At 32.8% G+C, this 26,370-nt stretch carries 24 protein-coding genes; 5 read left to right on the top strand and 19 right to left on the bottom strand.

The window, feature by feature from the left end:
- Window positions 1–18: 18 nt before the first annotated feature.
- The 3 genes from U0D62_RS10390 to U0D62_RS10380 all read right to left on the bottom strand — a co-directional run bounded on the left by U0D62_RS10390 (window position 19) and on the right by U0D62_RS10380 (window position 4,065).
- Window positions 19–1,182, bottom strand: a complete 1,164-nt coding sequence (locus U0D62_RS10390) for a serine hydrolase domain-containing protein (protein WP_322287212.1) — start codon at window positions 1,180–1,182, stop codon at window positions 19–21.
- Between the two features lie 89 nt (window positions 1,183–1,271).
- Window positions 1,272–1,985 carry a TolB-like translocation protein gene (locus tag U0D62_RS10385; RefSeq protein WP_322287211.1) on the bottom strand — a complete coding sequence of 238 codons (714 nt, stop codon included), beginning with the start codon at window positions 1,983–1,985 and terminating at the stop codon, window positions 1,272–1,274.
- Window positions 1,986–2,217: 232 nt separating this feature from the next.
- On the bottom strand, window positions 2,218–4,065 hold the full coding sequence (locus U0D62_RS10380; protein ID WP_322287210.1) for a serine hydrolase: 1,848 nt from the start codon (window positions 4,063–4,065) through the stop codon (window positions 2,218–2,220).
- A 212-nt stretch (window positions 4,066–4,277) separates the two neighbouring features.
- Between U0D62_RS10380 and U0D62_RS10375 the strand changes: the two genes are divergently transcribed.
- Both U0D62_RS10375 and U0D62_RS10370 read left to right on the top strand, forming a co-directional pair.
- Window positions 4,278–5,960, top strand: a complete 1,683-nt coding sequence (locus U0D62_RS10375; RefSeq protein ID WP_322287209.1) for a histidine kinase — start codon at window positions 4,278–4,280, stop codon at window positions 5,958–5,960.
- Between the two features lie 4 nt (window positions 5,961–5,964).
- Window positions 5,965–6,663 carry a LytR/AlgR family response regulator transcription factor gene (locus tag U0D62_RS10370; RefSeq protein ID WP_322287208.1) on the top strand — a complete coding sequence of 233 codons (699 nt, stop codon included), beginning with the start codon at window positions 5,965–5,967 and terminating at the stop codon, window positions 6,661–6,663.
- A 10-nt stretch (window positions 6,664–6,673) separates the two neighbouring features.
- Here the strand turns inward: U0D62_RS10370 and U0D62_RS10365 are convergent, their stop codons facing one another.
- From U0D62_RS10365 to U0D62_RS10355, 3 genes are all read right to left on the bottom strand, one after another.
- Entirely contained in the window at window positions 6,674–7,567 is an 894-nt protein-coding gene (locus U0D62_RS10365; protein WP_322287207.1) for a TolB-like translocation protein, read from the bottom strand.
- Between the two features lie 63 nt (window positions 7,568–7,630).
- Entirely contained in the window at window positions 7,631–8,545 is a 915-nt protein-coding gene (locus tag U0D62_RS10360; protein WP_322287206.1) for a hypothetical protein, read from the bottom strand.
- Window positions 8,546–8,554: 9 nt separating this feature from the next.
- Window positions 8,555–9,733, bottom strand: coding sequence for a serine hydrolase domain-containing protein (locus U0D62_RS10355; RefSeq protein WP_322287205.1), 1,179 nt, complete (start codon window positions 9,731–9,733; stop codon window positions 8,555–8,557).
- Between the two features lie 263 nt (window positions 9,734–9,996).
- On the opposite strand from U0D62_RS10355, the gene U0D62_RS10350 reads away from it, so the two are divergent.
- On the top strand, window positions 9,997–11,076 hold the full coding sequence (locus U0D62_RS10350) for a sensor histidine kinase (RefSeq protein WP_322287204.1): 1,080 nt from the start codon (window positions 9,997–9,999) through the stop codon (window positions 11,074–11,076).
- Between the two features lies 1 nt (window position 11,077).
- Complete coding sequence (locus U0D62_RS10345) at window positions 11,078–11,788, top strand: LytR/AlgR family response regulator transcription factor (RefSeq protein WP_322287203.1); 711 nt, start codon at window positions 11,078–11,080, stop codon at window positions 11,786–11,788.
- 95 nt (window positions 11,789–11,883) lie between these two features.
- On the opposite strand, the gene U0D62_RS10340 is transcribed toward U0D62_RS10345, so the two are convergent.
- The 5 genes from U0D62_RS10340 to U0D62_RS10320 all read right to left on the bottom strand — a co-directional run bounded on the left by U0D62_RS10340 (window position 11,884) and on the right by U0D62_RS10320 (window position 16,808).
- Window positions 11,884–12,405 (bottom strand): GNAT family N-acetyltransferase, encoded by a 522-nt coding sequence (locus tag U0D62_RS10340; RefSeq protein ID WP_322287202.1) that lies wholly within the window; start codon window positions 12,403–12,405, stop codon window positions 11,884–11,886.
- 1 nt (window position 12,406) lies between these two features.
- Window positions 12,407–12,634: a YgjV family protein gene (locus U0D62_RS10335; protein ID WP_322287201.1), complete on the bottom strand. Its 228-nt coding sequence runs from the start codon at window positions 12,632–12,634 to the stop codon at window positions 12,407–12,409.
- Window positions 12,627–13,115, bottom strand: coding sequence for a MarR family transcriptional regulator (locus tag U0D62_RS10330; RefSeq protein WP_322287200.1), 489 nt, complete (start codon window positions 13,113–13,115; stop codon window positions 12,627–12,629). Before U0D62_RS10330 ends, U0D62_RS10335 begins: the two co-directional genes overlap by 8 nt.
- A 463-nt stretch (window positions 13,116–13,578) precedes the next feature.
- On the bottom strand, window positions 13,579–16,071 hold the full coding sequence (locus U0D62_RS10325; protein ID WP_322287606.1) for an ABC transporter permease: 2,493 nt from the start codon (window positions 16,069–16,071) through the stop codon (window positions 13,579–13,581).
- Between the two features lie 50 nt (window positions 16,072–16,121).
- Window positions 16,122–16,808, bottom strand: coding sequence for an ABC transporter ATP-binding protein (locus U0D62_RS10320; protein WP_322287199.1), 687 nt, complete (start codon window positions 16,806–16,808; stop codon window positions 16,122–16,124).
- 30 nt (window positions 16,809–16,838) lie between these two features.
- Here U0D62_RS10320 and U0D62_RS10315 point away from each other — a divergent pair, with 30 nt between their 5' ends.
- Window positions 16,839–17,582 (top strand): arylesterase, encoded by a 744-nt coding sequence (locus tag U0D62_RS10315; RefSeq protein WP_322287198.1) that lies wholly within the window; start codon window positions 16,839–16,841, stop codon window positions 17,580–17,582.
- A 67-nt stretch (window positions 17,583–17,649) separates the two neighbouring features.
- On the opposite strand, the gene U0D62_RS10310 is transcribed toward U0D62_RS10315, so the two are convergent.
- From U0D62_RS10310 to U0D62_RS10275, 8 genes are all read right to left on the bottom strand, one after another.
- Complete coding sequence (locus U0D62_RS10310; RefSeq protein ID WP_322287197.1) at window positions 17,650–18,786, bottom strand: serine hydrolase domain-containing protein; 1,137 nt, start codon at window positions 18,784–18,786, stop codon at window positions 17,650–17,652.
- A 243-nt stretch (window positions 18,787–19,029) separates the two neighbouring features.
- Window positions 19,030–20,451: a serine hydrolase gene (locus U0D62_RS10305; RefSeq protein WP_322287196.1), complete on the bottom strand. Its 1,422-nt coding sequence runs from the start codon at window positions 20,449–20,451 to the stop codon at window positions 19,030–19,032.
- Window positions 20,452–20,463: 12 nt separating this feature from the next.
- Complete coding sequence (locus U0D62_RS10300) at window positions 20,464–20,802, bottom strand: hypothetical protein (protein WP_322287195.1); 339 nt, start codon at window positions 20,800–20,802, stop codon at window positions 20,464–20,466.
- 1 nt (window position 20,803) lies between these two features.
- On the bottom strand, window positions 20,804–21,310 hold the full coding sequence (locus tag U0D62_RS10295; protein ID WP_322287194.1) for an RNA polymerase sigma factor: 507 nt from the start codon (window positions 21,308–21,310) through the stop codon (window positions 20,804–20,806).
- 287 nt (window positions 21,311–21,597) lie between these two features.
- The gene (locus U0D62_RS10290) at window positions 21,598–22,272 is read right to left on the bottom strand and encodes a LytR/AlgR family response regulator transcription factor (RefSeq protein WP_322287193.1); all 675 of its coding nucleotides are present in this window, start codon (window positions 22,270–22,272) and stop codon (window positions 21,598–21,600) included.
- Window positions 22,269–23,291, bottom strand: coding sequence for a sensor histidine kinase (locus U0D62_RS10285; protein WP_322287192.1), 1,023 nt, complete (start codon window positions 23,289–23,291; stop codon window positions 22,269–22,271). Before U0D62_RS10285 ends, U0D62_RS10290 begins: the two co-directional genes overlap by 4 nt.
- A gap of 18 nt (window positions 23,292–23,309) precedes the next feature.
- On the bottom strand, window positions 23,310–24,002 hold the full coding sequence (locus tag U0D62_RS10280) for a hypothetical protein (RefSeq protein ID WP_322287191.1): 693 nt from the start codon (window positions 24,000–24,002) through the stop codon (window positions 23,310–23,312).
- Window positions 24,003–24,018: 16 nt separating this feature from the next.
- Window positions 24,019–26,304, bottom strand: coding sequence for a TonB-dependent receptor (locus tag U0D62_RS10275; protein WP_322287190.1), 2,286 nt, complete (start codon window positions 26,302–26,304; stop codon window positions 24,019–24,021).
- Between the last annotated feature and the right edge of the window lie 66 nt (window positions 26,305–26,370).

The following is a 26,370-nucleotide window of genomic DNA, read 5'->3' as shown; positions in this document are numbered from 1 at the left end:
AAACTTATAGATCTCTCACTATTTTTTAATAAAAGCTGGCAAGACTCTTGTTGCTGTTACTGATACGGGATCCTTAACTTCTCGATGTGTAGTAGTCACAACGACCAAATCGAGTTCTTCAATCACAATAATCGTTTGACCGCTACCACCTCTAGCCGCTTTGCTTAGGTAGCTCTTACCTTCAACAGACAGATCAGCTTGCCACCAGAAATAGCCGTATGCTGTACCAGCAACACCACTAGAAACGTCATCATATTCTTCACTTTGATCTACAATTTTACTGGTTGCAATTTCAATATAGGCCTCAGGTATCAGTTGTTCGCCTTTCCATTTACCTTTGTTGATAGCTAATATTCCCCATTTCATCATATCACGTGATATCATACTTGAACGACTTCCGGATTTTGGCAGACCACTTATATCTGTCATCCAGTTATAATTTATGATATCCATTTTGTCAAGGAGTTCGTTTTTAATAAAATCCTCAGCGGATCCTGGCACAACAGCTTCAATTACTTGCATAACCAATCTTGGATCATCTTTATAATTAAATATTTGAGAAACAGTAGTTATAGGTGCAGTATTTTCAAGAAATACTTGAATATGCTTTTGACCTTTTAAAAGGTTGGTATTTTCCTCAAGTTCTTTTCTTTTATCTTCACTTATGTCGATACCAGAACGCATCGTCAATGCTTGATGTAGCGTGATTTTTTCTACACCTTCAACAAATTTGGTTGGGTCTAGGTCTTTGAGAAAACTGACTATCGGCTTGTCTAAGTCAGCCATGGTCAGATATCCCAATTGAATAGCACGACCCAATGCCATACTCGTGTAGGTTTTGGTAGCTGAAGCTTGTGGATGAGGCAGGTTTATACGACCACGCCTATAATATGATTCAAAAATCAGTTTGCCTTTTTGAGCAATAAGAAAACTGTCAAAGTTACCGTATTTACCATTAGCAATATCCTTAGCGAAGGTAAGAATCATAGCTTTATTACCGCTATCTACACCTAGTTTACCAACAGAAATACCATCTTTTCTATCAGTTGGTGCTGCATTAATAAAGGGTTCTTTGAGAACAGGAATATCTCTAAATGAGAGCTTGGCTTCAGTAGTTGTAGCCTCTGGTGCATGGCTATCACTTTGTTGGGCAAAGCCATAACTTATGGTCGTAAGTAGCATTAAAAATAGAAAAATCAATTTGTTTTTCATCATTTATGTTTTTTATAAATACCTGTTAATAAAACTTATACAACAATTTGAAGTTCGTTTTATTCATTTTTTTGTAATTCCTTTTTTAACTGATTAAAATCTACCCAATAGATGTCCGATTCCCAATAAGTAATTCCATCTTCTCCTTTCTTTTCTTCTCCTCTATTAAAAAATAAATATTTACCATCTGGTGAAACCGTTGCTGTTGTTTCACTCATTTCTGTATTTATTTCTGGTCCCAGGCTACGAGCTTTACTCCAAGTCCCATTATTGTTAAAACTGATATATAAATCCCCATTTTCAGGTATATCGGTTGTTTCGGCATCGAAAATGATATAGCTTTCGTCCGGAGCAATATATGGGTGGGCTCTCCACTTTGCGGAGAAGTTAACTGTCTCATTCATACGTATGATAGCGTCATAGCTCCCATTCGTATTTATAGAGTAATAGTTAGCCTCATCTTCCAATTTATCTTCTTTTTCTTTAGAGGTAAAATACAGATTACTATTTCTAGCAGGCGTAACGCACATAATCCATTCATTCTCAAAAAGTTTTGGTAATAGAAGCTTAGGTGATCCCCATATACCATTATGTTTCTCAACATGCCATTGACGAAACGCTGTCGATTCAGTGGAATCATTTAAGGGTCTCCTGCTTCCAAAATATAATCGATCACCATTTTGATTCAGTCGTGGATGTAATTCTAAATGTTCTACACTAGCAGAAAATGAAGCTAATTTTGGTTCTGACCATTTGCCTTCCACTAACTTCATCGTATAAATGTTATGACTCTCTTGTGGCTTTCTTCGATTAAAAAACAATTCATTCATTTCTTGGTTGAAAATAATCGAACCTTCATTATAACTTTCAGTTGAAATAATGTTAGGAGCAAAAATCGTTGGAACCACCGTCGGGATTTGATTATCAAGCAAAGTAATATTTGATGTTTCCCTGTCTCGACAACTTACAAGAATACTGAGTACTAAAAGAAATAACTTGTTCATTTTATTCACTTTTTTGCAGTTCTTTAAGCCGTTGTCTAGCACGGTTGTTTTCAGGATTTAATTCAAGGGATTTAGTGTAATTTAAAATTGCCAGATCTGTTTCTCCCGCTTTCTTACAAGCTTCTGCATAACTATCATACACCCTGAAACTATTTGGATAGAGTATCGTATTTAGTTTGAAAGTGTTTAATGCTAATTTCATTCGATGATCATGATAAAAACCATATCCGACATCATTTAAGTAGTCTTCGGTAACTGCAGGGTGAGAAGGATTCTGTTCTTTTAATGCTTTATAAGTACTTAGCGCTTTTTCAAAATCACCTTCAAGAAGGAATTCTACAGGATCTTTTATATCGCTATCCACTCTGGCAAATGTTGAAGTTATGGCTCCATCATTTCTATTCGTATAAAGCATATTGGTCAATCCATTTTGTGCATCTGGTTTGAATTGAATGAATCGACTGGAATTTCTTCTCACAAAAAGGTTATCCGAAACTTTGATCAATTCATCAGCATCTACATCAAGTATATCTTTTGTAAATAGTTGATTACCTTTTTCAAAAACCTCTAGAATTGTATTATTGGATTTATATCTACCCGTAATTTTATCGGTTATAGACTGTTCAATGTTCATTTTTTTATGTATCGGAAGGTAATTATCCCAATGATACGCTTGGGCTACTGAGCGCATCACCTCTGCATTAAATTCTGGAAACGTAGAATTGGTCATCACAACCACACCATACCCTTTGTCTCTATGAGCCATGATCTCAGCGTAGAAACCTGTATTCCATCCGTGATGTCTTAAATAGATATCATTGTTTTTATTAATAAGCTGAAACCCTAAGCCCAATGTAAATGACCAACCAGGATTACTCACCCCATAAGGCGTACCCATTAATTTTGTTAGATCTTTTGATAATCCTTGAGTAGGCTTACCATTTAAGGTTTGCTGTACATTGGTTATAAATTTTGCATAGTCCTCAGCGGTTGTCCATAATCCACCTGAAGCCATTGATGGATAAATATTTTTTCTACCTTTTACCATAGAGCCATCTTTTAAATAACCTGTAGCTACCTTTGTTAATTGCTCTGGAGTTAGTGATTGATTAAACGTACTATTATTCATTTCTAAAGGTTCCAGCACTAATTCATTCATAATCTCCGGAAATGTTCTACCATCAACATCTAGCATCATTTGTTGAATGGGTACATAGCTAGCGTAGGCAAAACGAACACTTTCACCAGGTTCTTTATTTGTAGTAATTGGTTCGTTAATAGCTGGATAAGTTCCATTTAGAATCTCTACGAGTGTTGGGATTTTGTCATCTATGCTATATGATCCTGTTCCACGAGGATATATTCCTGCAGAATGATTTAAAAGATTTTTTATAGTGACTTTATTTTCCTTTGTAAATTCGTTTTCTGGTACTTTCCAGGATTTTAAGTAACTATTAATATTTTCATCTAAGTTTAGTTTATGTTGTTCTACAAGACGTAATGCACCGTAAGCTGTTACCGGCATAGTAGTTGCTGCTGCCTGGAATAGAGTTTGTTTTGTCACAGGGGTTTTACTTTCTTTATCTACGACACCATAACCTTTTGCCCACGCAATTTCACCATTATTTATTACAGCAATGCTAACACCCGGAATTCCATAGTGTTTCATACGTTCTTCTATAGACCATGTAGAATCACCCTCTATGTGAACCCTAGTTGTGAGCCCCGTTTCTACCTTTTTTACTAAATCAATGTTAATATCTGTATTTGATGATTGCGATGTACATGATTGAAAAAAGATTATGATTAATAGTATTGGGATAATATCTTTCATATTTATAAATTTCATAATTAAACGATTGAATTATCAGCTCTTATTAACTGTTTATTTAGCTATTTTTAACCTTCTAGAACAAGGATCATTTTAGCTTTCACTCTTACAAAGGATGTTTTTTTATCTTATTTATTTAATCTATATTTTGTCAACTGCTCTATATCTTAATGAACTACTCTAAGAAGGCATCTTATAATGATTATCTTGCATCGGTAAAACCGTTTAAAATGAATTTGAGATCACTCTCCTATTTTCTTTTGATAGGTACTATGCTATTGGTATCTGCTTGTTCTCAAAATCCTGTATTTATAGAATATCAGACGCTATCTCGAATAGGTGATCAACCAGAATGGGCTGCTAAAGACTGGAACGATGAAGATTGGGATGAAAAAAAGGCAATATTAGAGTCTGGAGAGGTATATTGGACCCGAACTCCAATTGACATTTTAAAAGCACCAAAACCGTTGCATCCATACGCAATTCGACCTTATATTTATGGGGAGTATGAAGTCTTTTGGGATGGAATTTTGATTGGAAAAAATGGGAATCCCGGACAGGAAGCAACGCTCAGCCCGGAAGGTGAAATGTTGGCTACATTTATCATTCCTGCTCACCTGACTGAAGTAGGTGAACATATGTTAGCCTTAAGATCGAGTCTTTATTATTTTCCTGATCATGTCGGTATGAGAGTAGATATCGCTAATTACGATGATTTACTAACAGAGAGGCTCATCGAGACTTCTTATATGCACATTTTTGCCGGTGCTTTTCTAATCGCTTCGATTTACTTTCTTTTTTTATTTCTAGGGAATAAAAAAGAGTATCCCATGCTTATTTTTAGTATTAGTTGTTTTCTCTTTTTTGTCTTAAACCTGGCGGAGTTCATCACAACCTATGTTCCTATCCATTATGCATATCATCATATACGTTTAGAAACCAAAGCTGCTTTGATGTTTGGAATCTCTTTTTTGATTCCACTTTATTTCTCTAAACAATTCCCTTTTCCTAAACGAAAAATTCTCCTGATTGTTTACGCCGGAATTTTATTGTTCACTTTCTTCATCAAACATAATTTTCTTGATTTCACCACTCGTAACATGGCTTTAAGTATGTGGGTGTTTTCTTTTGGAATCGCTGTTTTTGGTATATATAAAAAAATGAAAGGCGCTCTCCTGGTGATGCTTACCTTACTTCTATCGCTACTAATAAATTTTATCATTTCTTTTCAAGTTGGTATTTTTATAGGTTTTAGCATCATCCTACTTGGAATGTTTTATTTGCTTTCCCTCAGAATCAAAGAACAACGACTCGCTTATGAAACTTCTCTCGTTCAATCTACACGTCTGCGCCTGGAGTTACTCAAAAAGAATATTCAACCGCATTTTTTGATGAATACGTTGACTTCATTGATAGATTGGATAGAAGAGACGCCAAAGAAAGGAGTTTTATTTATTGAGGCGTTAGCCAAAGAATTTGATCTTTTTAACCAGATAGAGAATAAAACATTGATACCTATTACTCAGGAAATAGCACTTTGTCGTACACATCTGGAGATTATGGAATACCGAAAAGAAATTGACTATTCCTGGCAAGATGAAGGTATTAGTTTTGAAGAAACAGTACCACCTGGGATTCTACATACCTTATTAGAAAACGGAATTACCCACAGCCTACCACGGGAAAATAATAGCATCGATTTTAAGTTAATTTTTGAATCAAATAATGATTACAAATCCTATACATTTTTAACCTATGCGAAGGTAATTACAGAAAGAAAAAAAAAGAAAGAAGATGGTACAGGTCTAAAGTATGTCAAAGCCCGATTAACCGAAAGTTATCAAGAACAATGGGAGTTTTCCTCAGAACCAACGGATCATGGTTGGAAAAACACCATAAAAATTTATTCGTAAAGAGATGCATATTTTAATAGTTGAGGACGAATCAAGAATCGCCAAAAGAATCGAACGAATGACTCGTGATATTTTTGGTAATGACTTACAATCCATAAAACGTATTAATACACTGCAAGAGGCATTGAAATATATTGAAAACAATACCTTAGATCTTGTACTCCTGGATTTAAATCTTAACGGAGAAAGTGGTTTTGATCTCCTTACAACAGCGGTTTCAAAATCATTTCATACGATCATTATTTCTGCCTATAAGGATCAGGCAATTACTGCTTTTGAATATGGAGTATTAGATTTTGTACCTAAACCTTTTAATAGAGATCGGTTAGCACAAGCTCTGCAACGAGCCATCACCAAGGAAAAAATTAAAACAAATACCGTTAAATTTTTAGCCGTTAAAAAAAGACACAAAGTGCATCTTATACCTATTGAAGATGTAGTTTATATCAAAGGAGCCGGTACGTATACCGAACTTTTTCTCACAGATGGTAAAAAAGAATTACACGATAAATCTTTGGAAAAGCTGGAACAACTATTATCTTCTTCTTTTGAACGTATCCACAAATCATATTTAATGAAAATGTCTGAGATTAGCGAAATTATTGTAGAATCTGGCAGCAAATATATGGCAGAACTTAAAAATGGTGAATTAATTCCTATCGGTCGAACTAAGTACAAAGAGATAAAAGCCAAGTGGTTTTAAAACAACTGTCCTAGTTTTTAGGGCGAAGTGTTTCAATAATACGAGCATCCACCCAAAATATATCTACATTTTCGTAATCATCAGACCCTATATTCCTATTGAAGAATAGATACTTACCATCTGGTGTAACAGTTGCTGCTGCTTCCCAGGCATCGGTGTTTATCTTATCTCCTAAGTTGATAGCCTCACCCCAAGAACCATCTTGCTGTTTAAAACTGATGTAAATGTCAGAATTACCATATCCACTTTCTCTTTCACCGTCCCAAAGAATATAGGACTCATCGGGTGCAATAAAAGGGTGAGCATTCATTTTTCCAGTGTTAATTTCTTTGCCAAAATCTCTTGGTTCTTCTCGTTTACCATCTATTAATCGTGAATAGCGAATAATACCATCACCATCTGGCATACCAACTTCGTCAAAAACATAGGTTCCTTTTGATGAAGCCGTAAGGCGCATGATCCGTATCTTTTGAAAAGAGGAGTCTAGTTTTTTTATCTCTGACCATTCACCAGTCTCTTTACGTTCTTTATATCGTCTACCCAGATGCATGGTTTCGCCATCGGGAGAAATAAATGGTTGTCCCACTCTAGGTGATATGACAGACTCTCGCCATTTATTTTTTATATATTTAAAAACAACAAACTCTTGTTTTTTACTTTCCTCAACTTCTCTAATAAAATAAAACTCTTTCTGGTCAGGTGTAAAGACACCACCGTATTCCCAATGCCCAGTCGTAACTATACCTGGAGCAAAAGGTTCAGGAGTTAAGCCAGGTGGTTTTTGATCAAGATAGGTAGTTATTACAGTTGGTGAATTAGTATCTTTTGAATTATGTTTTTTGATATTGCAAGCATATAAAAATAGTGTCGATATAAGTATTGAAATAAAATACGCTTTTTTCATTGTTTACATTTTTTTAATGATTAATAATGTTGATTTTCAAAAACTACTGTACTACTATCACAACTATAAGTCTGCAGGTTTTACTTTATTAATAACATCTGCTCTAACCCAATAAATGTTAGGATTCCCACTTTCTTCATCATATCTATTGAAAAATAAATATTTACCATCTGGAGAGATGGTTGGACTCCCTTCTCTGTAATGAGTATTTACCGGGTTTCCGAGATTAATTGGTTGGGTCCATGTTCCATCCTTTTGCTTGAAACAGACATGAATATCTTTATCTTTTGATGGATCATTTTCTTTATTAGCCACTACCATTAAAAAATCCTGAGATGGAGAAATAAATCCATGTGTACCATAGTCAATCCCAACTTTGCGTCCTACCGGAAATTTGCCATTATCGATAGGTGCATAATACATTATCTGCTTCCTATTTGTCGATTTCATATAATAAAGATCTCCGTTTTTCGCATCATTTAGGTTAATAACCTGCTCATTATTGATTTGCGAGTCAAGTAGTTTTGCCTCGCTCCAGGAATCCTCATCACGATTCACATACCACATTTTAAGAGGATATATAGAATCGTATGTAGTAAAATAAATCCTTTCTCCATTAAGACTCACAGTTGCACTGAACTCATCGCGTACTCTTCCTTTTGTAAAATTTGCTTTTTTAGGTATTGTCCATTTTCCATTTTTCAATTTTGAGAAATGCACAATTGAATGACCTTCTACAGTAGGTGAAAAATACATTTCATCCATCTTAGGAGAAAAAGAAACTCCGAATTCATACCTTCCTTCTACAGAAACAATTCCAGGTGCAAAAACTTCAGGAGTTAGACCTGGTGGCTTTTGTCCAAAATAAGGACTTTCTATAGGCATTGAATCATTATCTTTTGAGTTATATTTTTTTGTATTGCAAGCATTTAAAAACAGAGTCAATACTAGTGTCAAAATAAAATACGTTTTTTTCATAATTGTTCCTTATTTAATAAATGCTGGTAAGATGTTCTTTGAGACTTGAGTAAAAATAGTATCTTCCTCATCGTGACCGGTAATTGCAACAATTAGATCAAGCTCTTCAACTGTTATAAGGTGCTGTCCACCACCACCCCAAGCGATATTAGTTTCATAATTCTTATCTCCAATTGTGATATCCGTTTGATAAAAGAAATAGCCATAATTAAAGTTGTCTGGATGCCAATTTTCTGTGGCTTTAGTTATTTTGCTAGTGGCATCATCTAAAAACTTTCTGGAAATAAGTTGTTTGCCATCCCATTTACCTTTATTGATGACCAATGCGCCCAACTTGAGCATATCCCGCGATGTCAAGTACGATGGGCCGCCAGCAGCTGGTAAACCATCAACGTTAGTTTGCCAACGGTATTTGGCGATTCCGATTTTGTTAAAAAGTTCATTTTTTATAAAGTCTTTGGCCGTTCCCGGTACGACGGCTTCAATAACTTGCATTACCAGATCTGGATTAAAATTACCATATACAAAACTTTGAGATTCTGAAGTAATAGGTTCGCTATGCTCAAAAAGAGTCTGAACTAGGCCTTGACCTTTTAAGGCTGCTGGGGTTTTCCTTAGCTCTTTCCATTTATCACTATTGATGCTAAGTCCTCCACGCATGGTCAACGCTTGGTGTAGGGTGATCTTTTCTATACCCTTAACAAATTTTGATGGATCTAAGTCCTTGAGAAAACTGACTAAAGGCTTGTCTAAATCGGCCATGGTGAGATATCCCAGCTGAATAGCACGACCAAGCACCAAACCAGTGTAAGTTTTAGTTGCTGACGCTTGTTGGTGAAGCAGGTTGACGCGACCACGTAAATAATAGGATTCAAAGAGGAGCTTGCCCTTGTGGGCAATTAGCAAGCCATCGTAGAGACCATGCTTTTTATCGGCTATCTCTTGCGCCAGTTTTAGAACCATCGTTTTATTGCCACCATCAACGCCCAATTCACCAACGAGAGTACCATCTTTTCTATCAGTTGGAGTTGCGTCGATAAAGGCTTCTTTGAGATAGGGTAAATCCCAAAATGAGAGTTCGACCTCGGCGCCTGTAGCCTCTGGCGTAAGGTTTTTACTTTGTTGAGCAAAGCTACTATTTGTTATTAATAGAAGAATAAAACAAATTAGTGATGTTATGTATTTCATATTTATTAGTTTATTATTTGTGGTTCATTAGAAGAGGTAAATAACTCACTAATCCCTCTAATCCTGTACCAGTTTTAAACAAACATATCGAAAGTGATAATTGAAATATTGTAAAATAGATGAACCGTATCTTCTAGCAGAAATAAACCTGTTAGTAACAGAAAATGTGTTAACTCCGTAGCAAACCCAGTTTGGGCATTAGATTCTTAAGATCTGTCTTTTTTAAAAGGATTCTGAATTCATATTTTATATATTTATGGACTATGGTAAAAAGGAAGAACTGGATCGATTGGATCCTTCAAAACAGAGTTGTTTCACACCTTATTTTTTGGGTATTGGTATTCATAAGTTTACCAATATTGGCCGCATTAAATGAAGGAAGTGTAAAAAAAACTGTGATGAGTTCTTTTGCTTATTTACCTGCTCAATTATCGGCAAGTTATTTTTTGGTTTATTATCAGGTACCGAAACTTTTATTTAAAAAAAAATATCTCAGGTTTGGATTCTCTTTGTTGATATCTACTTATATGCTTTTAGTACTTTCAAAGCTTTTAAGTATGAACCTTACCAAACTTTTTGCTCCCAAATACTTTGAAGAGAAAAGTTTGATAGAAATAATATCAGATCCATTTCACCTGGCTGTAGTGTATTTCCCTTCTGTCTATGTATTTGTTTTTTTAATGTTTATGATTAAAGCATTTAAAGATCGTTTTGAAGAACGTCATCAACTCGAAGTTTTACAGAAAGAAAAAGTGAATACAGAGCTGAAGTTTTTAAAAGCTCAAATAAATCCACATTTTTTGTTCAACACACTTAATAACCTGTATTCATTAACCCTAGAAGAATCTGCTGAAAAATCATCTGAAGTTGTTTTAAAGTTATCCGATATGTTAGATTATATGCTTTATCAGTGTAAAGATCCTGAGGTTCCACTAAAAAATGAGATTACTTTTATACAGGATTATATAGATTTAGAATCGTTACGTTATGGCGATAAATTAACTTTACAATTTACACATCAGCTTCATGATCCTCATGTGATGATTGCACCTTTAATATTGATATCCTTTGTAGAAAATGCTTTTAAACATGGAGCAAGCAATACGTTGGAGGATTCAACAATAACTATTGAATTAACCACCAACCAGGAACAATTGTGTTTTAAGGTTTTTAATACCTTACCTCCTGGTGAAGAAGACGATACTGAAAATGAATCAAATTCTGGAATTGGTTTTTCTAATTCTAAACGACAATTAGAGCTCAATTATATCAACAACTATGATTTGAAAAGTACCCAAACAGACAACGATTTTCAGATAGTATTAACGATTAATTTACATTGATATGGCAATAAAATGTATAGTCATAGATGATGAACCCTTAGCAATTAAGGTACTTGAAAAGCACATCAAGAAAGTTCCTGAATTAGAGCTTGTATCTTCATTTGACAACCCCATACATGCTGCAGATTTTCTTCAAAACAATACTATTGATCTTTTGTTTTTGGATATTCAAATGCCTGTAGTTACCGGGATTGATTTTATAAAAAATACAACAATACAACCCAAAGTGATCTTAACCACTGCTTATAGAGAATATGCGTTAGAAGGGTACGAACTGGATATCATAGATTATTTATTAAAGCCTATCTCTTTTATCCGGTTTTATAAAGCAATTAACAAATACAAGACCCTAACCGCAGCAATGCAACATAGTTCTGGGGAATCATCAGAAGCAAAGAAAACCTTGGATCACATCTTTGTGAATGCCAATAAAAGAATGATTCGGATAGAGTTTAATGATATTCTGTTTATTGATAGTATTAAGGACTACGTAAGAATACATACTATAAACGACACAGTCATTACCAAAGATAAGATTAGTGTCTTTCTACAAAAATTACCTGCTAATTTTTTAAGAGTGCATCGTTCGTATATTATTAATAATGAAAAAATAACTTCTTTTACTTCAAAAGATATTGTTTTATTAGGCGGTATGGAAATACCAATCGGTGCTTCTTATAAGGAGGTGATCAAGTTGATTAAGAACAGATAGTGCGATTGTTAACCAATATATTTTTATCTAATATACACATTATGCTTTTTCTTCCTATGTATTTCATGAAAATTGTTCCATTACATTTTAATATTCTATGATCTCAAATTTAAAACCATTCGATGCATTCCTCTTAATTCTTCCTTAAAATAAGGAACTTCTAATCGTGTTTTACTGTGAAATATAAAGCCTAATTTTTTATAAAATGCAATAGCACTTGTATTAGTATCAATTACACTTAAGAAAAGTGATTTTTTATTACGACTTACAATTTCACATACGATAGCCTTTATAGCTAGTTTTCCTAACCCCAAACCTTTGTACTTTGGTAAGATGTATATTTTTTCTAATTCGCAATTATCTAAATCAGATAATCTTAATGAAGTTCTAAAATTCATTTTTAAGAATCCTACATTTTGATTTTTAAAAACAATAAAGTAATATCCAATAGTTGGATCTCTTAAATCAGACTCTAATCTTTTATCTCCAAATTCATTCTCAAGATATAAATCAAGTCCATTTTTTTCCCAATGGCTTCCAAAATTTTGTAAATAGGATTCTCTACTTAGTTCCTGTAGGTTTTTAAAATCTTCTAAGGTAGCGTTTAAAAGTTTCATATTATTTTGAATAAATTTTTCGTAAGTGAATTATATGAATACTACTAAATAAAATAGCTCCAACAATTAGAGGGAATTGAGCTATACCAATACCATATATGAGATACAATATGCTAGAACTTAAATGAAACCATCTAAGTTTTTTCATATCTACCTTAGTCATGGCATATAAACTAAATGCTAATGCTATAAAGCCTAGTATTTGTATGTAGATTTCTATGTTAGTCATTTTGTGTTTTCTCTAATTTTTCTTCAATACGTTGTTCAATACTTTTTTCCTTCAATTTATTTTCAAATATGGCAAGTTCTTTTAATAATGAATCACTAATAATTTGATGTTGTATTTCTCTAATAAACTCCCATTTTTCTTCTAATTCTGGTAGATCTTTTATAGCTTTTTTTGAGAGTTTTAATAACTGCCTTCTGCTATCTCTTGGATCATTGATAGTAGTTAAATATTTTTTTTGTTTCATTTTAGTCACAATTTTAATAATTGCTGGATGTGTAAACTCAAGGATTTTGGCTATTTCAGTTACTGTTAGTTTTTCCTCCTTTTTGAGTAGTAATAGAACCAAATGCCAATTAGGTTCAATGTCAATTTCTAGTAATTGATATGCTTTTTTAGCTGAAAACATTATTTTGTCATTTAACCTTCTAATTCTGGCTGTAACTCCTATCCTGCCCTGTTTTTGTATAAAGTCTTTTTTCATAAAATACGTTACTGGTAACGTAAAAATACAAAAAAAATATGTTACCAGTAACATATTGTTGATATTCTAGTTAAATACAAAGTAATTTAGACGTTATAAGATAAGCATGTGTAGTTGACCCCTATTATCAATTACCTTTACAAGAATCTATTAAAATATCATTTTAAAAAATTATTGAAACTACTGCTTTCTACTCTTCAAAATTATAGTTTTTAACAAAGTAATAAGTAACAGTTTTATTTGCTAGTTTTCTGTTTATCCGAACGAAACAAAGGTTTATTAAACCAAAATTACAAATAGTATATTTTTCATTATTATGACTATTATTTTTTCTTCATGATCATTTGTTCTCCACTTTCGAATATGGTAAAACTTTCTATTCATAAACCCTAATTTTTGTTGAATACAAGAACCACAAAGGTGTTTTTTTGAGTATGGAATGATAAGATACTACCTAACGCAACTATCCTACTTTTCTCAATATCGCCAACGGCGGACTTTGCAGTACACTTTTAATATTACTCAATCCAATGGCTAATACCACGATTACAATACCAGGTAAAAACAATAGGAATGGGATGCCAGAAGGCACAAAAGGCTCCTCAAATAGTAATGTAGCTAGCAATTGGCTGCTTATAAGCGATAATAGAATTCCAGCCAAACTACCTAGTATTCCTAAATACAGATATTCTAGTGCAGTGATGCGAAGTATCTGTTTGCTTTTGGCACCAAGTGTACGTAATAACACACTCTCTTTAATACGTTGATATTTACTGGTACGCACCGAACCAATTAGCACAATCAGCCCAGTGAGAATACTAAAGAAAGCCATGAAATTAATTACCCAGGAGATCTTTTGTAAGATATCTTCAATCACAGTATAAATTTGCCTAAGGTCAAAGACCGTCACATTTGGAAATTTGCGTACCAATTCCTGTTGCAACACCGCAGATTTATTATTATCAGGCACATAGGTTGTGAGTACATGAAATTGTGGTGCTTTTTCTAAAACTCCTTTAGGAAAAACAACCATAAAATTTAACTGCAATCGTGTCCAGTCTACTTTTCGAATGCTTCCCACGATAGTTTTCATCAACACGCCTTGTATATTAAAAACAATGCGATCCCCTACTCCAATCTTTGCATCTTCGGCCAAACCTTCGGAAATCGAGATAGTCACATCCTCACCTGGTTTGATTTCTTCTACCCAGTTTCCTTCGATCACGGTTTCCGAAGCAATTAGTGAATCCCGAAAGGTAGTTCTAAACTCATGATTTAATACCCATTCACGAATGGTTGAAGTTGTATCTTTTCGAATCTCATTCGCCAATTTTCCTTTGATACTTTGCATTCTCATGGTAACGATCGACAAATTATCTATAACTTCTAAGTTAGTGCTAGTTATACTAGCTACCGCAGCGTCTCGTTGTTCGGGTTGCACATCTACTAAAATAATATTAGCCTGATCCGAGCTGTTGTCCAAGGCCGTTTTTGCCAACAGAATATCTTTGGTAAAGTATAATGTACTAATCAAAAAAGTTCCTAAACCAACAGCGAGGATAAGTACCATCGTCTGGTTATTGGGCCTAAAGAGATTCAATAGACTAGTTCTGGCCGTAAATCCCCAGGAAGCGGGAAAATAACGTTTGATGGTCCGTATAAATAAAATAGAAATACCAGCCAGAATGGCGAAAGTAACAAAAATACCCACCACAAAAACTGATGCAAATACCAAGTCACCAAAAATCCAAATAGAAAACAACAGCACAAAAAGAATAATGGTACCAAAAGTGAATATTCGTGCTTTTCTGGATTTTACGGGTTGTTCTTCTGATACTCTTAATACTTCTAATGGTGAAACATACCAAGTACTCAACAAGGGTAACAAGGCAAATAATACAGACATAAAAACACCTAATAATAATCCCATAATAATGGGTTGTGGTGCAGTTGAAATCTGAACTTCGAATGGTAAAAACTCCTGTAGCAGTGTCGGAAGTGCATACTGTAACCCTATTCCTAAAACGGTTCCTACAACACCTCCAATAAGTCCCATGGCTGCAATTTGTATGAGGTAGATCAAAAAAGTTTGCTTCCTGCTCGCTCCTAAACATTTTAACACGGCTACATCGGTTAGTTTTTCTTTGATATAAATATGAACCGAACTCGCAATACCGATGCAGCCCAGTAACAACGCTATAAAGGCTGCCAAATTCAGGAACCTACCTAAGTTATCATAACTACGACCTATTTGTCTACTGGTACTTTTGTGTGTGTCGAGATCTGCATTTTCGGCATCCAGAACAGGATCTAATGTTTTTTCTAATTGATCGAGATCTGTATCAGGTGCTTCAAAAAAATATTGATATTCCTTTCTACTACCTAATTGTAATAGTTCTGTCTTTTCTACAAATCGATATGGAATCAATACGGTTGGCGCCACACTAGAGGATATCCCTGAGCTGCCAGGCATGGAATTAATAGCTCCTATAATAGGAAATGTAATTACTCCTAACTTGATCGAATCCCCTGGTTTTATGTCATATTGTAACATAAGAGTCGCATCGACTAAAGCTCCTCCTTTTTCTTGATATTTTGAAGCTGCAATCCCAGGTTCGGTTATTAAATCTCCATAGAACGGGAAACCTCCTTCCATACCACGAACCTGTACCAATTTAGCAGCTCCGTTTTTTGGAAATGCTGCCATAGATGGAAAGTTAACTTCTTTGGCATCTGGCCCTAAAGAATCAATAATTGCCTGTACCTTTTCATTAGGTAGTTGCCTGCTATCAATAAGGTAATCAGCGCCTAGTAATGATTTGGATTGTTGTTGGATATTCTGTTTTAGATTTTCACTAAACAATTGTATCGAAACCACCGCGGCAATCCCGAGAATGATTGAGGCCATAAACAGTAATAGCCTAGAAATACTGGATCTTCCATCACGCCAGGCCATTTTAAACAACCAAGTAATACCAGCTTTAGTATATACACCTTTCCTAATCATTATGATAGTGTTTTCTCATTGGTTATAATCTTTCCTCCTTTTAATCGAAGGATCTGTTGCGTTCTGTTTGCCAGATCCAAATCGTGAGAAATGATCACCAAAGTAGTTCCCGCTTCTTTATTCAATTCAAATAAAAGTTGTACCACCTTTTCGCCAGTTTCTTCATCTAAATTTCCGGTAGGTTCGTCAGCAAATAGAATAGAAGGTGAATTCGAAAATGCTCTTGCCAAAGCTACGCGTTGTTGCTCTCCGCCAGATAATTGCGAAGGATAGTGATGAAATCGGTTTTCTAGTCCTACTTTTCTCAGTAATTCCATACCTTGTTTTGAAGCATTTTTTACACCTTGTAATTCTAAGGGTACAATCACGTTTTCGAGTGCAGTTAAGGTTGGTAGTAACTGAAAATCCTGAAATATAAATCCTACTTCTTTATTTCGTAATTGTGCACGTTCATCTTCATCCAACTCACTTAAGTTTTGTCCACATAATTCAACTATCCCAGAATCAGGTTGATCTAATCCTGCACAAAGCCCTAATAAGGTGGTTTTACCACTCCCGGAAGGGCCTACAATAGAAAAGGTAGCTCCTTTCTCAACGTCAAATGATATATGATGTAAGACCGTTAGTTTTTTAGAACCGCTACTATAGGTCTTCTCTAGCTCGTGGATCTTTAATATCTTTGACATAGAAATCTTTTAATTAATTCAATTAGGATAATGATAAACAGGAAAAATAAGCAAATGATTTTAGATTTATTCACCGACTATAAGTCGATTTCCTTAAAGTTTTGTTATTTTTTATTGTTGAGTTTACTGCTCTCCTGTGGAAAAAATACTTCGAAAACTACTCCTGCCGAATCAGAGAAAAATACTGAAAATAAAACTACCGACACTCCTACGATTACAACCAAAACCATTTTATGTTTTGGTGATAGTTTAACCGCTGGTTATGGCCTGGATGATATCAATGAGGCATATCCTGCTGTATTACAGACTAAAATAGATTCTTTAGGTTTGGCATACACCGTGGTTAATTCTGGAGTAAGTGGTGAAACTACCGCCGGTGGAAGAAGTCGTATTGAATGGGTTCTCAATCAACAAGTGGAGGTGTTTATATTAGAATTGGGAGCTAATGATGGATTGAGAGGGGTACCACTAACTGAAACCCGATCAAATCTTCAATTCATTATTGATGCGGTACGAAAGAAAAATCCTGATACTAAAATCATATTGGCAGGTATGCAATTGCCTCCAAATATGGGACCTGAATACACCACAGAATTCAGAACCATTTTTCCTGAACTGACTGAGAAAAACAAGTTAGCACTGATTCCTTTTCTCTTAAAAGATGTAGGTGGTATTGAAACTTTAAACCAAGCAGACGGTATTCACCCTACCGCAGAAGGGCATAAGATTCTGGCCAATAATGTTTGGGAGATTTTAGAAACGGTGATACGATAAATATGTTTTTATAATTTATAGAGATACTAGTTACTATTTCCAGAACTCGCCTATCTGTTGAATAAAATTACTTACCTCTATCTGACGTCATAAAATCGTGTAATAAACCAAAATATTGCCAATAAGGAACATCATTACCGCTTTTTAATCCTAATCGTACCAAGTTTGGCATTCGATGCTTATGTGCAACAACCATATTTAATTTAGGGATTACGGTAATATACTGTCCTGCATACCCACTGGCATGATAAGCACCTTCAAAATCAGGATGATGTTTGATATTATCTATGATCCACCACATATATCCGTATGAGAGCTGATAAGGGCTTGATTTCGTAAGTCCTTTTCGTTCATTAATTTCTTCAGTTTTAGTAACTGTGGATGTTATTTTTTCTATCCAACTTTCTGAGATTAGTTGCTTACCATTCCATTTTCCTTTATTTAGCATTAACTGCCCGATTTTAGCCATATCTCTCACGGATATATACATATGATATGCCGGATATCTGGATTTGTTTTTGTTATATTGTTTTTTTTGATTTTTAATATTCCAATCTTGAAATCCAAGAGGTATTGCAAGCTTTTCTTCTAATTCTTGATAAATATCTTTCCCCGTTTTTTTTTCAAAAATGTAACCTGCTACATTATAATCCCAATTATTATAAACAAAATATTCTCCTGGATTTTTAGAACCTCTTTCTAAGATATTATTATTATCACTGCCAGGGTTTACGGGTGTATAAAATACTCCCGAACGGGAATTTATAATATCATATACTGTTGCTGATTTTTCTACTTCTGTTAGTTTGCTATCCTCTTCAACTCCTATATCACCAATGGTTTCATCTAAATCGATAATGCCATTTTCTACATACTTTCCGTACAACATACTCAATATACTCTTTCTTACAGAAGCCAAATAGCTTAAATCCTGAACATCTCCATATTCAAAAAGTAATTTTCCATTCTTCAAGATAATCATTCCTGTAGTTGTTAAGTTTTCATCGATATAATTTCTTAATGAATCTAGTTTTTGTTGAGTAAATCCTGTTTCTGCCAGACTTGTATGTTTTTCGAGCGGAGTTCCTTCAAATTGTGGTTTATGTGTTCCACAAGATTCAAATACAATTAATGCTATAATGCATAATAGAATTCTTGTTGTTAACAGTGATTTACGGTTTTTGATTGATGATGTCAATTTCATGTTGTTTTACTTTTAATGCTTAGAAAGCAAAACAATTAAAATATGGAGAAATCAATGTCTCATTGCTTCCAATGAGACAAGAATATGGTAATTATGTAGAAAAAATGATAACTGATAGCAATGGGGTATATTCATAAATGTAAAAAAACGACCCGAAGGTCGTAAAATAACATTATTGTATGGCGGCATCGCCACCACAACCAGAAGATTCCATGCACTTTGAAAAATCTTTGACCCGAAATATTAATTTTTTAAAGTCTTCATTAACTCAAAACATAGATTGTCTATATTCTTCATACTAGGGTTAAACGCAGAAACATTAGAAAGTATGATAACCGCATTTTTATTATTTGTGTCAATTGCCATAGAAGATGAGTAACCTCCGGTACCCCCATTATGCCAAATCCATTGATTTTCGCTTTTAGTTTTAATTATATGCCAACCTAATCCAATACTCATATTGCCATTAATTTCGAATGTTTTTTGTTGAGTCAGTGTTAATTCTCTATTGGATCCGTCAAGTTGAGCTAGCGCAAATTTTGATAAATCTTCTACATTAGACATTATTCCTCCTGCACCTGTTAAAACAGAAAACTCCCAATTAGAAACTTCCTTTCCATTCGAATCTAGCCCTTTGACAAATATACCTCGTACATTATTTTGCTTTGTTGTAGAGCTTGACATATTATATTTATTAAATATTTTTTCTTGTAATAGGTTTTCAAAACTAGTACCTTCAATTTTACTTAAAATATATCCTAGTAGTCCTGCTCCTAAATTTGAATATTGATACTTACCTATAGATTCTTGAGGTATGTCTAAAGATTTTGTCAGATAATCTACCAAATCATCTTCATTATATTCTTTGTAGGGATTAGTAAGATCAACAGTTGTTAAATCCAAATTAGAGGGTAAACGAGTAAGTCCTGAGGTATGATTAGATAATTCTTTCAATGATATTTTGTTTTCATTCTTTAATGATAAGTTTAGGTAATTATTAATGTTATCATTTAATTGAACCTTTTTATCTATCACAAAACCAGAAAGTAAAGTGGAAGTAAATACCTTTGTTATCGATCCTATTTCAAAAATACTGCTGTGGTTATCAATGGTAGAAAGGGTATCTGCATTTCGTTTTAAACCATAATAAGTTACCTGTCCATTTTTAATAATTGCAATAGCGATTTGGGTCTGATTTGGGAAAATTTTAGCGTTTTTAAATATCAATTCGGTTTGCTTTTGTGTTATTACTTTATCTTTTACTGATAGGCCATTTATTATATTTTCTGATAAAGCTTCATCGACAAATGGTTTGACGAATAATCCATTGATTTTTGAATTTTCATCTATAGAAATATTAAGAGTAAAAACTGCACGTTCAAAAGTCGTTTTGTAAGAAGCATATGTTCCATTTTCATACTTAATAAATTCTTGATTGGTAATATTTCCTGCTTGTGTCTTTAAACCTGTTAAAAATTCTGATGTTTTATCAGACGGTAATGCTTCCTTCATTGTATCTGAAAACATTGAAAATATTGTTTTATAATCTTCAGAATTATAGTTTTTTACAAAGTTTTCAGTAACAGTTTTATTGGCTGGTTTTTCTGTTTGTCCAAACGAGACTTGAACAATTAAAGTCAAAATTATTAGTAGTATATTTTTCATTTTTATGGTTATTTATTGGTTTTTATTCTTTCCTTTTATTTTTGTGATAAACTTTTTCAATACTCTTGTGAAAATGTTTATACCCGGTTTGATAAAGTTATTTTCAAATTGACTGGTAAGACGTTTAAACAGTATTATATCTCTTTTAATAGAGTCTTTTTCAAACTGACTTGTGTTACGTTCAATAAACTTTATGTCTCTCTTTATGGAATCTTTTTCAAATTGACTGGTCTTGTTCTCTAATTCTATTATGAGTTGAGACATTACAATTTTTATTTCTTTGTTTTGAGATGATTCATTCCATATGTTTTTTAAATCATCCCATGCTCCTTGCTCCTCTTTATTCAACATATTATTTTATTTTTGATGTTATACATTTCAACAATATTTTTCTTATCCGTCTCATTTTTACTGCTATATGATTTTCTGACAAACCTGTTATAGTTGCAATCTCCTTATATGGTAGATCTTCAAGAGAAAGAATAACAATTGATTTATCAACTACCTTTAAGGATGATATACAACTTTGTAGAGCTTCATACTTTCTATCTTCAAAAACACTGGTTGTGTTTTCTTTTGATGTAAATTGAATGGCATCCAATCGTATTGTTTTATCATTTTTTTTGTTAAGTTTTCCTTTTGAACGAATACATACATTAAGCGCAATTTTATATATCCAAGTGCCTATACTTGATTTTCCCTTAAATGATGCGTAAGATTTCCATATTTGATAGATGACTTCTTGAAATAAATCTTCTGGCTCAATAGGGTTTACAGCATAAATTCTACAAATCCGATATATCTTGCCCTTATTGGCTTCAATAATTTGTTCAAAAGTTTGATTTATTTGATTTTGCATGTACTAGGTTTTTGTCTCTATTAATGTTAGTGACAGAACGTTTATAAATATGACAGAAAATTTAAGGTAATTATTCTTAAGGATAAATTTTGGAGGGTTTTATAAGATAGTATTTATATCTTACTTACCTAAATTTTAGAAATAATAAACCTTGTATAGTACGGTATAGACTGTTTCTATACTGTCGTTTGGGTAGGATTTCTTTATTTTTCCATAAACTTCAGAAAAAATAAAATAGGATTTTATGTTTGTTAAATACTGTATATCACTTAGCGCTTATCAGATATTTAATAAATCTCTCTTAAGAATACTTCTTTGTATGTTTTACCTATTGGTAAAGCCTTAGTACCTATATATACTTGATTTCCGTATACTTTTGAGATTTTATTTGTATTGATTATATAGGATCTGTGAATTTGAATAAAGGAGAATTCTTGTAGTTTTTCACTCCAATTACGTAAACTATCTAAAATAAGAATCTGCTTATCTGTAGTTACTACTTTAACATAATCTACTTCTGCTTTTAGATACAGAATATCATCAATAATTATTTTATAAATTGTCTTATCGGCATATAAAAAGAGATGCTTCTTTTGCTCCTTTTGCTGTTCTAAAGATAAATTTCTTACTCGGGTTACTGCTTTAAAAAAGCGTTCATAAGAAAAAGGTTTTACCATGTAATCAATTACAGCTTCTTCAAATGCTTCTATAGCATAATCAGTATAAGCTGTGGTAACAACTACTTTTGGCGGATTGATTAAGGTTTTTAGAAATGATAATCCAGACAGTTCTGGTAACTGAATATCTAAAAATAAAACATCAACTTGTTGTAATTTTTCTGGTGGAATATCTAATCCACTTTCATAAACTCCTAAACATTTAATAAATGGAGTTTTATCTATATAGTTTTGCAATACCTCTTGTGCTGATTGCTCATCTTCTAAAATTAAACACTGTATCATATTTGAATTTTCAATGTTACTATAAATTTTCCTCCTTCTCTTATAATCTTCAACTGATGTTTTTCGGGATAAAGTAATTGTAACCGGTTTTGAGTACTTTTAATTCCCACACCACTTTTTTTCCAATTATAGTCTAGTTCATGTGCCTCATTTTTATCGAATGGATTTTTACATTGAAAAATTAATTGATTATTGTCTAATTTAATGTTAATAGTAATCTGATGATTTTTCCCTTTTAAGACGCTTGTATATTTAAATGCATTTTCGACAAACCCTATTAGCAATAATGGAGCTATACGCTGTTCTTTATTATCGATTTTTGAAGAGAAATCAACCTCTATCTTATTAGATAAACGTTCTTGTTGCAAATTAATATAATCCTGTACATGTTGTATTTCTTGCTTAATCGTTACACTTTCATTTTGACCTTCATGAAGCAGATACCTGAAACTATCGGATAATTTTAAAATTAAATCAGGAGTCTTATCATCTTTCCTTAAAGCATTTGCATAAATGGTATTTAATGTATTGAATAAAAAATGCGGATTTACCTGTGCTTTTAATGCTTTAAGCTCTGCTTGTTGCTTCTCTTTTATGAGGGAATCAATTTCGATTTGCTTTTTGTAAAGTTTTTTTAGCGAAAAAACAGTAAAAAATACAATTCCAAAACTTATATATGTAAGCAGGTTAGCCATAAAATGCATCCATAAATGATTGATATCTTCATGAAAAAAACCATCAAACCACCCATATATGGTAGTGTTAATTAAGAAAGTTATTATTACTAAAGGGATGTATTTTAATCTACTTTTTCTTGGGAAATACCATAGATATAGAAAATATGAAATGGTCATTTTAAAGAATAAAGAATTCAATTCGTGTGTAAATGACATCATATACCCTCCTTCTCTTCCTGCGTATTTAATATAAGGGTAAAATAAAACGATACTCCATATAAAAATATGACATAACGGTTCTATCTTTAAAAACTTTTGATATATGTTTTTGGATTCTTTCAATTATGACAAGTTACAACTTTATTGATGAGAAATTACCAAATCTTTTATGACTGCTTTGGCCAAAATTACTTGTTTTCCATTGGTTCCACTTATCCTAAAGATCACGTGCCCTCCTGACAAAGGTTTATAATCTTCTTGTTCAAAAATGATTTTATTATTTAGCTTAAACCATAGATTTGCACCTTGTTTTCCTATCTCTACATCATACCATTGTAGTGGACTCATTACATTATCTGGTCTAGTTTGATAAAATCCACGCTTATAAGGAGTTATGTTTTTATAAAAAAATGGTTTATAACCGTGAGATACATTGTTGAATGTGAGATTATAATGTTCTAAATGCGTTCTCCACATCCAAAAATCAGGTCCTTTTGATTCTTTAGATGGAAGAGTTATACTCTTAGATTCTCCATTATCTGAAGCAGACAACAAAACAATTAGCACCGATGATTCTGATAATGCTTTTATTTTATAATTTAAAATAACATCTCCAGAATAGCTTTTAGGGCTTATTAAGAAATACCCATCAGCACCATCAGTTTCTTCAACTATCAATTCATCACCTTGAACGGTCGTTTTACCTTTATCCAATGTTCTCCATGAACTTAACTCCTGAGGCGTAATTGTATCTTTCTTAAAAGATGTTTGTGCAAGATTTACTTGAGGTATTAATATGCTTAATACTATAATTTTTATAAAATTTGTTTTCATGCATTTATTTTTATAATTAATCTGTTGCTCCTCCGTAATCATAATCCCGTTGTTTTCTATTTCTGATATTACCTTTATTCTGAAATAGTTTATAATTAAGGGTGAACAACCATCCAAAAGTTTGTGATTGAAATTTCCAAGTTTCATCTTGTGTTATATTGGGTAAAACCATTGTTCGTTTCCTTAGGTTGTTATTCAATAGGTCTACTATCCGAAGGTTGGCCGTGAGTTTATTATCTAAAAATTTGACTTTGATTGCCCAATCTATACGATTCCTTGCTTGAGTAATACTATAAATATTTTGATTTTTTGGTGTATGACGATATGTAATATCCGTACCTATACTTTTAGTAATTTTAAAAGTGTTTTTTAAGATTATACTTGAATTGTATAAATCATCCCAGGTTATGTTTGGTTGATTTGCCTTAGTGTAGTAATAATTTGCTGAAAATCCGGAGTTCCAGAAATCGGTTATTTTATATTGAATATTACTTTCTACTCCATAAGAATCCCTACTTCCTATATTTTCGAAACTTATAACACGAACACCATCACTATCAATGGTTTCTATCCATTGAATTACGTTTGTTTTATTTCTGTAAAATATGGATATAGAAGTATTTAAGCGTTTTCTATTGTACTGATGATTTAATTCGAAATTATCAGCGAATTCAGGTTCTAAATTAGGATTTGCATTCCATTGAAAATACTGATTCCCTATTTGAAATGGATTAATATGATGAAAATTAGGACGTGAAATACGTTTACTATACCCTAAACTAAACGTATTAATATCATTTGATTTATATGAGAAATGTAATGATGGAAATATATTTGAGAATTTTAAATCAGTTATTTGACTATTAATTGTATTATCTGAGTCAGATGTAAAATATTCATAACGTAGTCCCGTCTGCCAATTAAGTTTTCCTATACTAAACTTAGCTAACCCATAAATGCCGATTAAGTTTTCTTGGTAATTAAAAACATCGTGAGTATCTATTCCTTCACTAGGTTCAAAATCTTTAAAACTTTTTAATGTTCTTTGATTCCATGAAACTCCTGTTTCAATCGTGGTGTTTTTTATTGGTACCACGTAATCTAACGCTAATGCATACAAATCATTATTGTTACGTTGTGATTCATTAAACAGAAATATCCCTTCTTCAAAATCTGTTGCTGGTAAAATGTTTTTGTTTTTATTTATGTTATACTCTACTTCGAGAAAATGATCATTTTTATTAAACTTTCTTCTATAATTGACATTATAAACTATCGTTTTATGCTCGTGTGATGAATTTCTAGTATATATATAATCATCTCTTCCTGTAACATTACTGTAGTAAGTATCATTAAAAAAACTATGATAATCATTCGTATGATCGATTTCTAAGGACAGTTCATTTTTTGCATTGATAAAAAAGTCTATACCTGAGGAAATCCTTTTAACTTTTCCATTAAAATCATGGGGAGAAAAGAAGTCTCTAGTATTGCCATTAGTATACCGTTGGTTAATCCATTGTTTACTGTCCAAGTTTCTAGTATTATTAACAGCGTTTAACCTTACATTAAAAGAGGAAAAGTTATAATTAGCATTAAACCCATAACCATAACGCTTGGTTCCTACAGATGAATTGAGTGTTAAGTTCAATCCATTACTAATGTCTTTTTTTAAAACAATATTAATGATTCCGGATATGCCATTGGCTTGATTTTTGGCAGATGGAGATGTAATAATTTCTATTTTATCTATTGATGATGCAGGTATTTGGTCTAATAATTCGGTTGTAGGCATGGCACTTGGTTTTCCATTAACTAATAATTGAATATTACCACTTCCTCGAAGTGATATAGTGCCTGTACCTAAATCTGTTTGTATTTCAGAAACCTGGTCAAAGGCTTCTAATGCGGTAGTTCCTGATTGCTGTAAATCGGCTCCAATATTTATTACTTTCCTATCTATTTTTAATTGGGTGGTAGTTCTTTCTGCATTAATAATGATTTCATCCAATTCGGTATCCGAAGTTTCTAAAAGAACATTTATCTGGTTTGAGTTTTCAATATCTGTTATAGTAATTATATCCTTTTTATACCCTATAAAACTAACTTCTAAATGTGTTATCTTTTCTGTGATTCTTAACAGAAATATTCCATCGTTATCGGTAGAAACACCATCAATCAGATCAGTGTTATTATACATTACGATTGTTGCAAATGGAATGTTTTCCTGAGTAATTGCGTCTTTAACGGTGCCTTTATAAAGAACACTTTGTTGTGAAGAAACAGTTATTGAAACTATCAAAAAAAATATTATGAATAGAATGAATCGCATTTATAAGAGTTTACCCCAAATGTGATATTCTTCTCT

The organism is Aquimarina callyspongiae (genome assembly GCF_034322225.1).
Lineage (GTDB): Bacteria > Bacteroidota > Bacteroidia > Flavobacteriales > Flavobacteriaceae > Aquimarina.
Note: the sequence above shows the minus strand (reverse complement) of the source record. Positions and strands in the feature narration are given on the sequence as shown.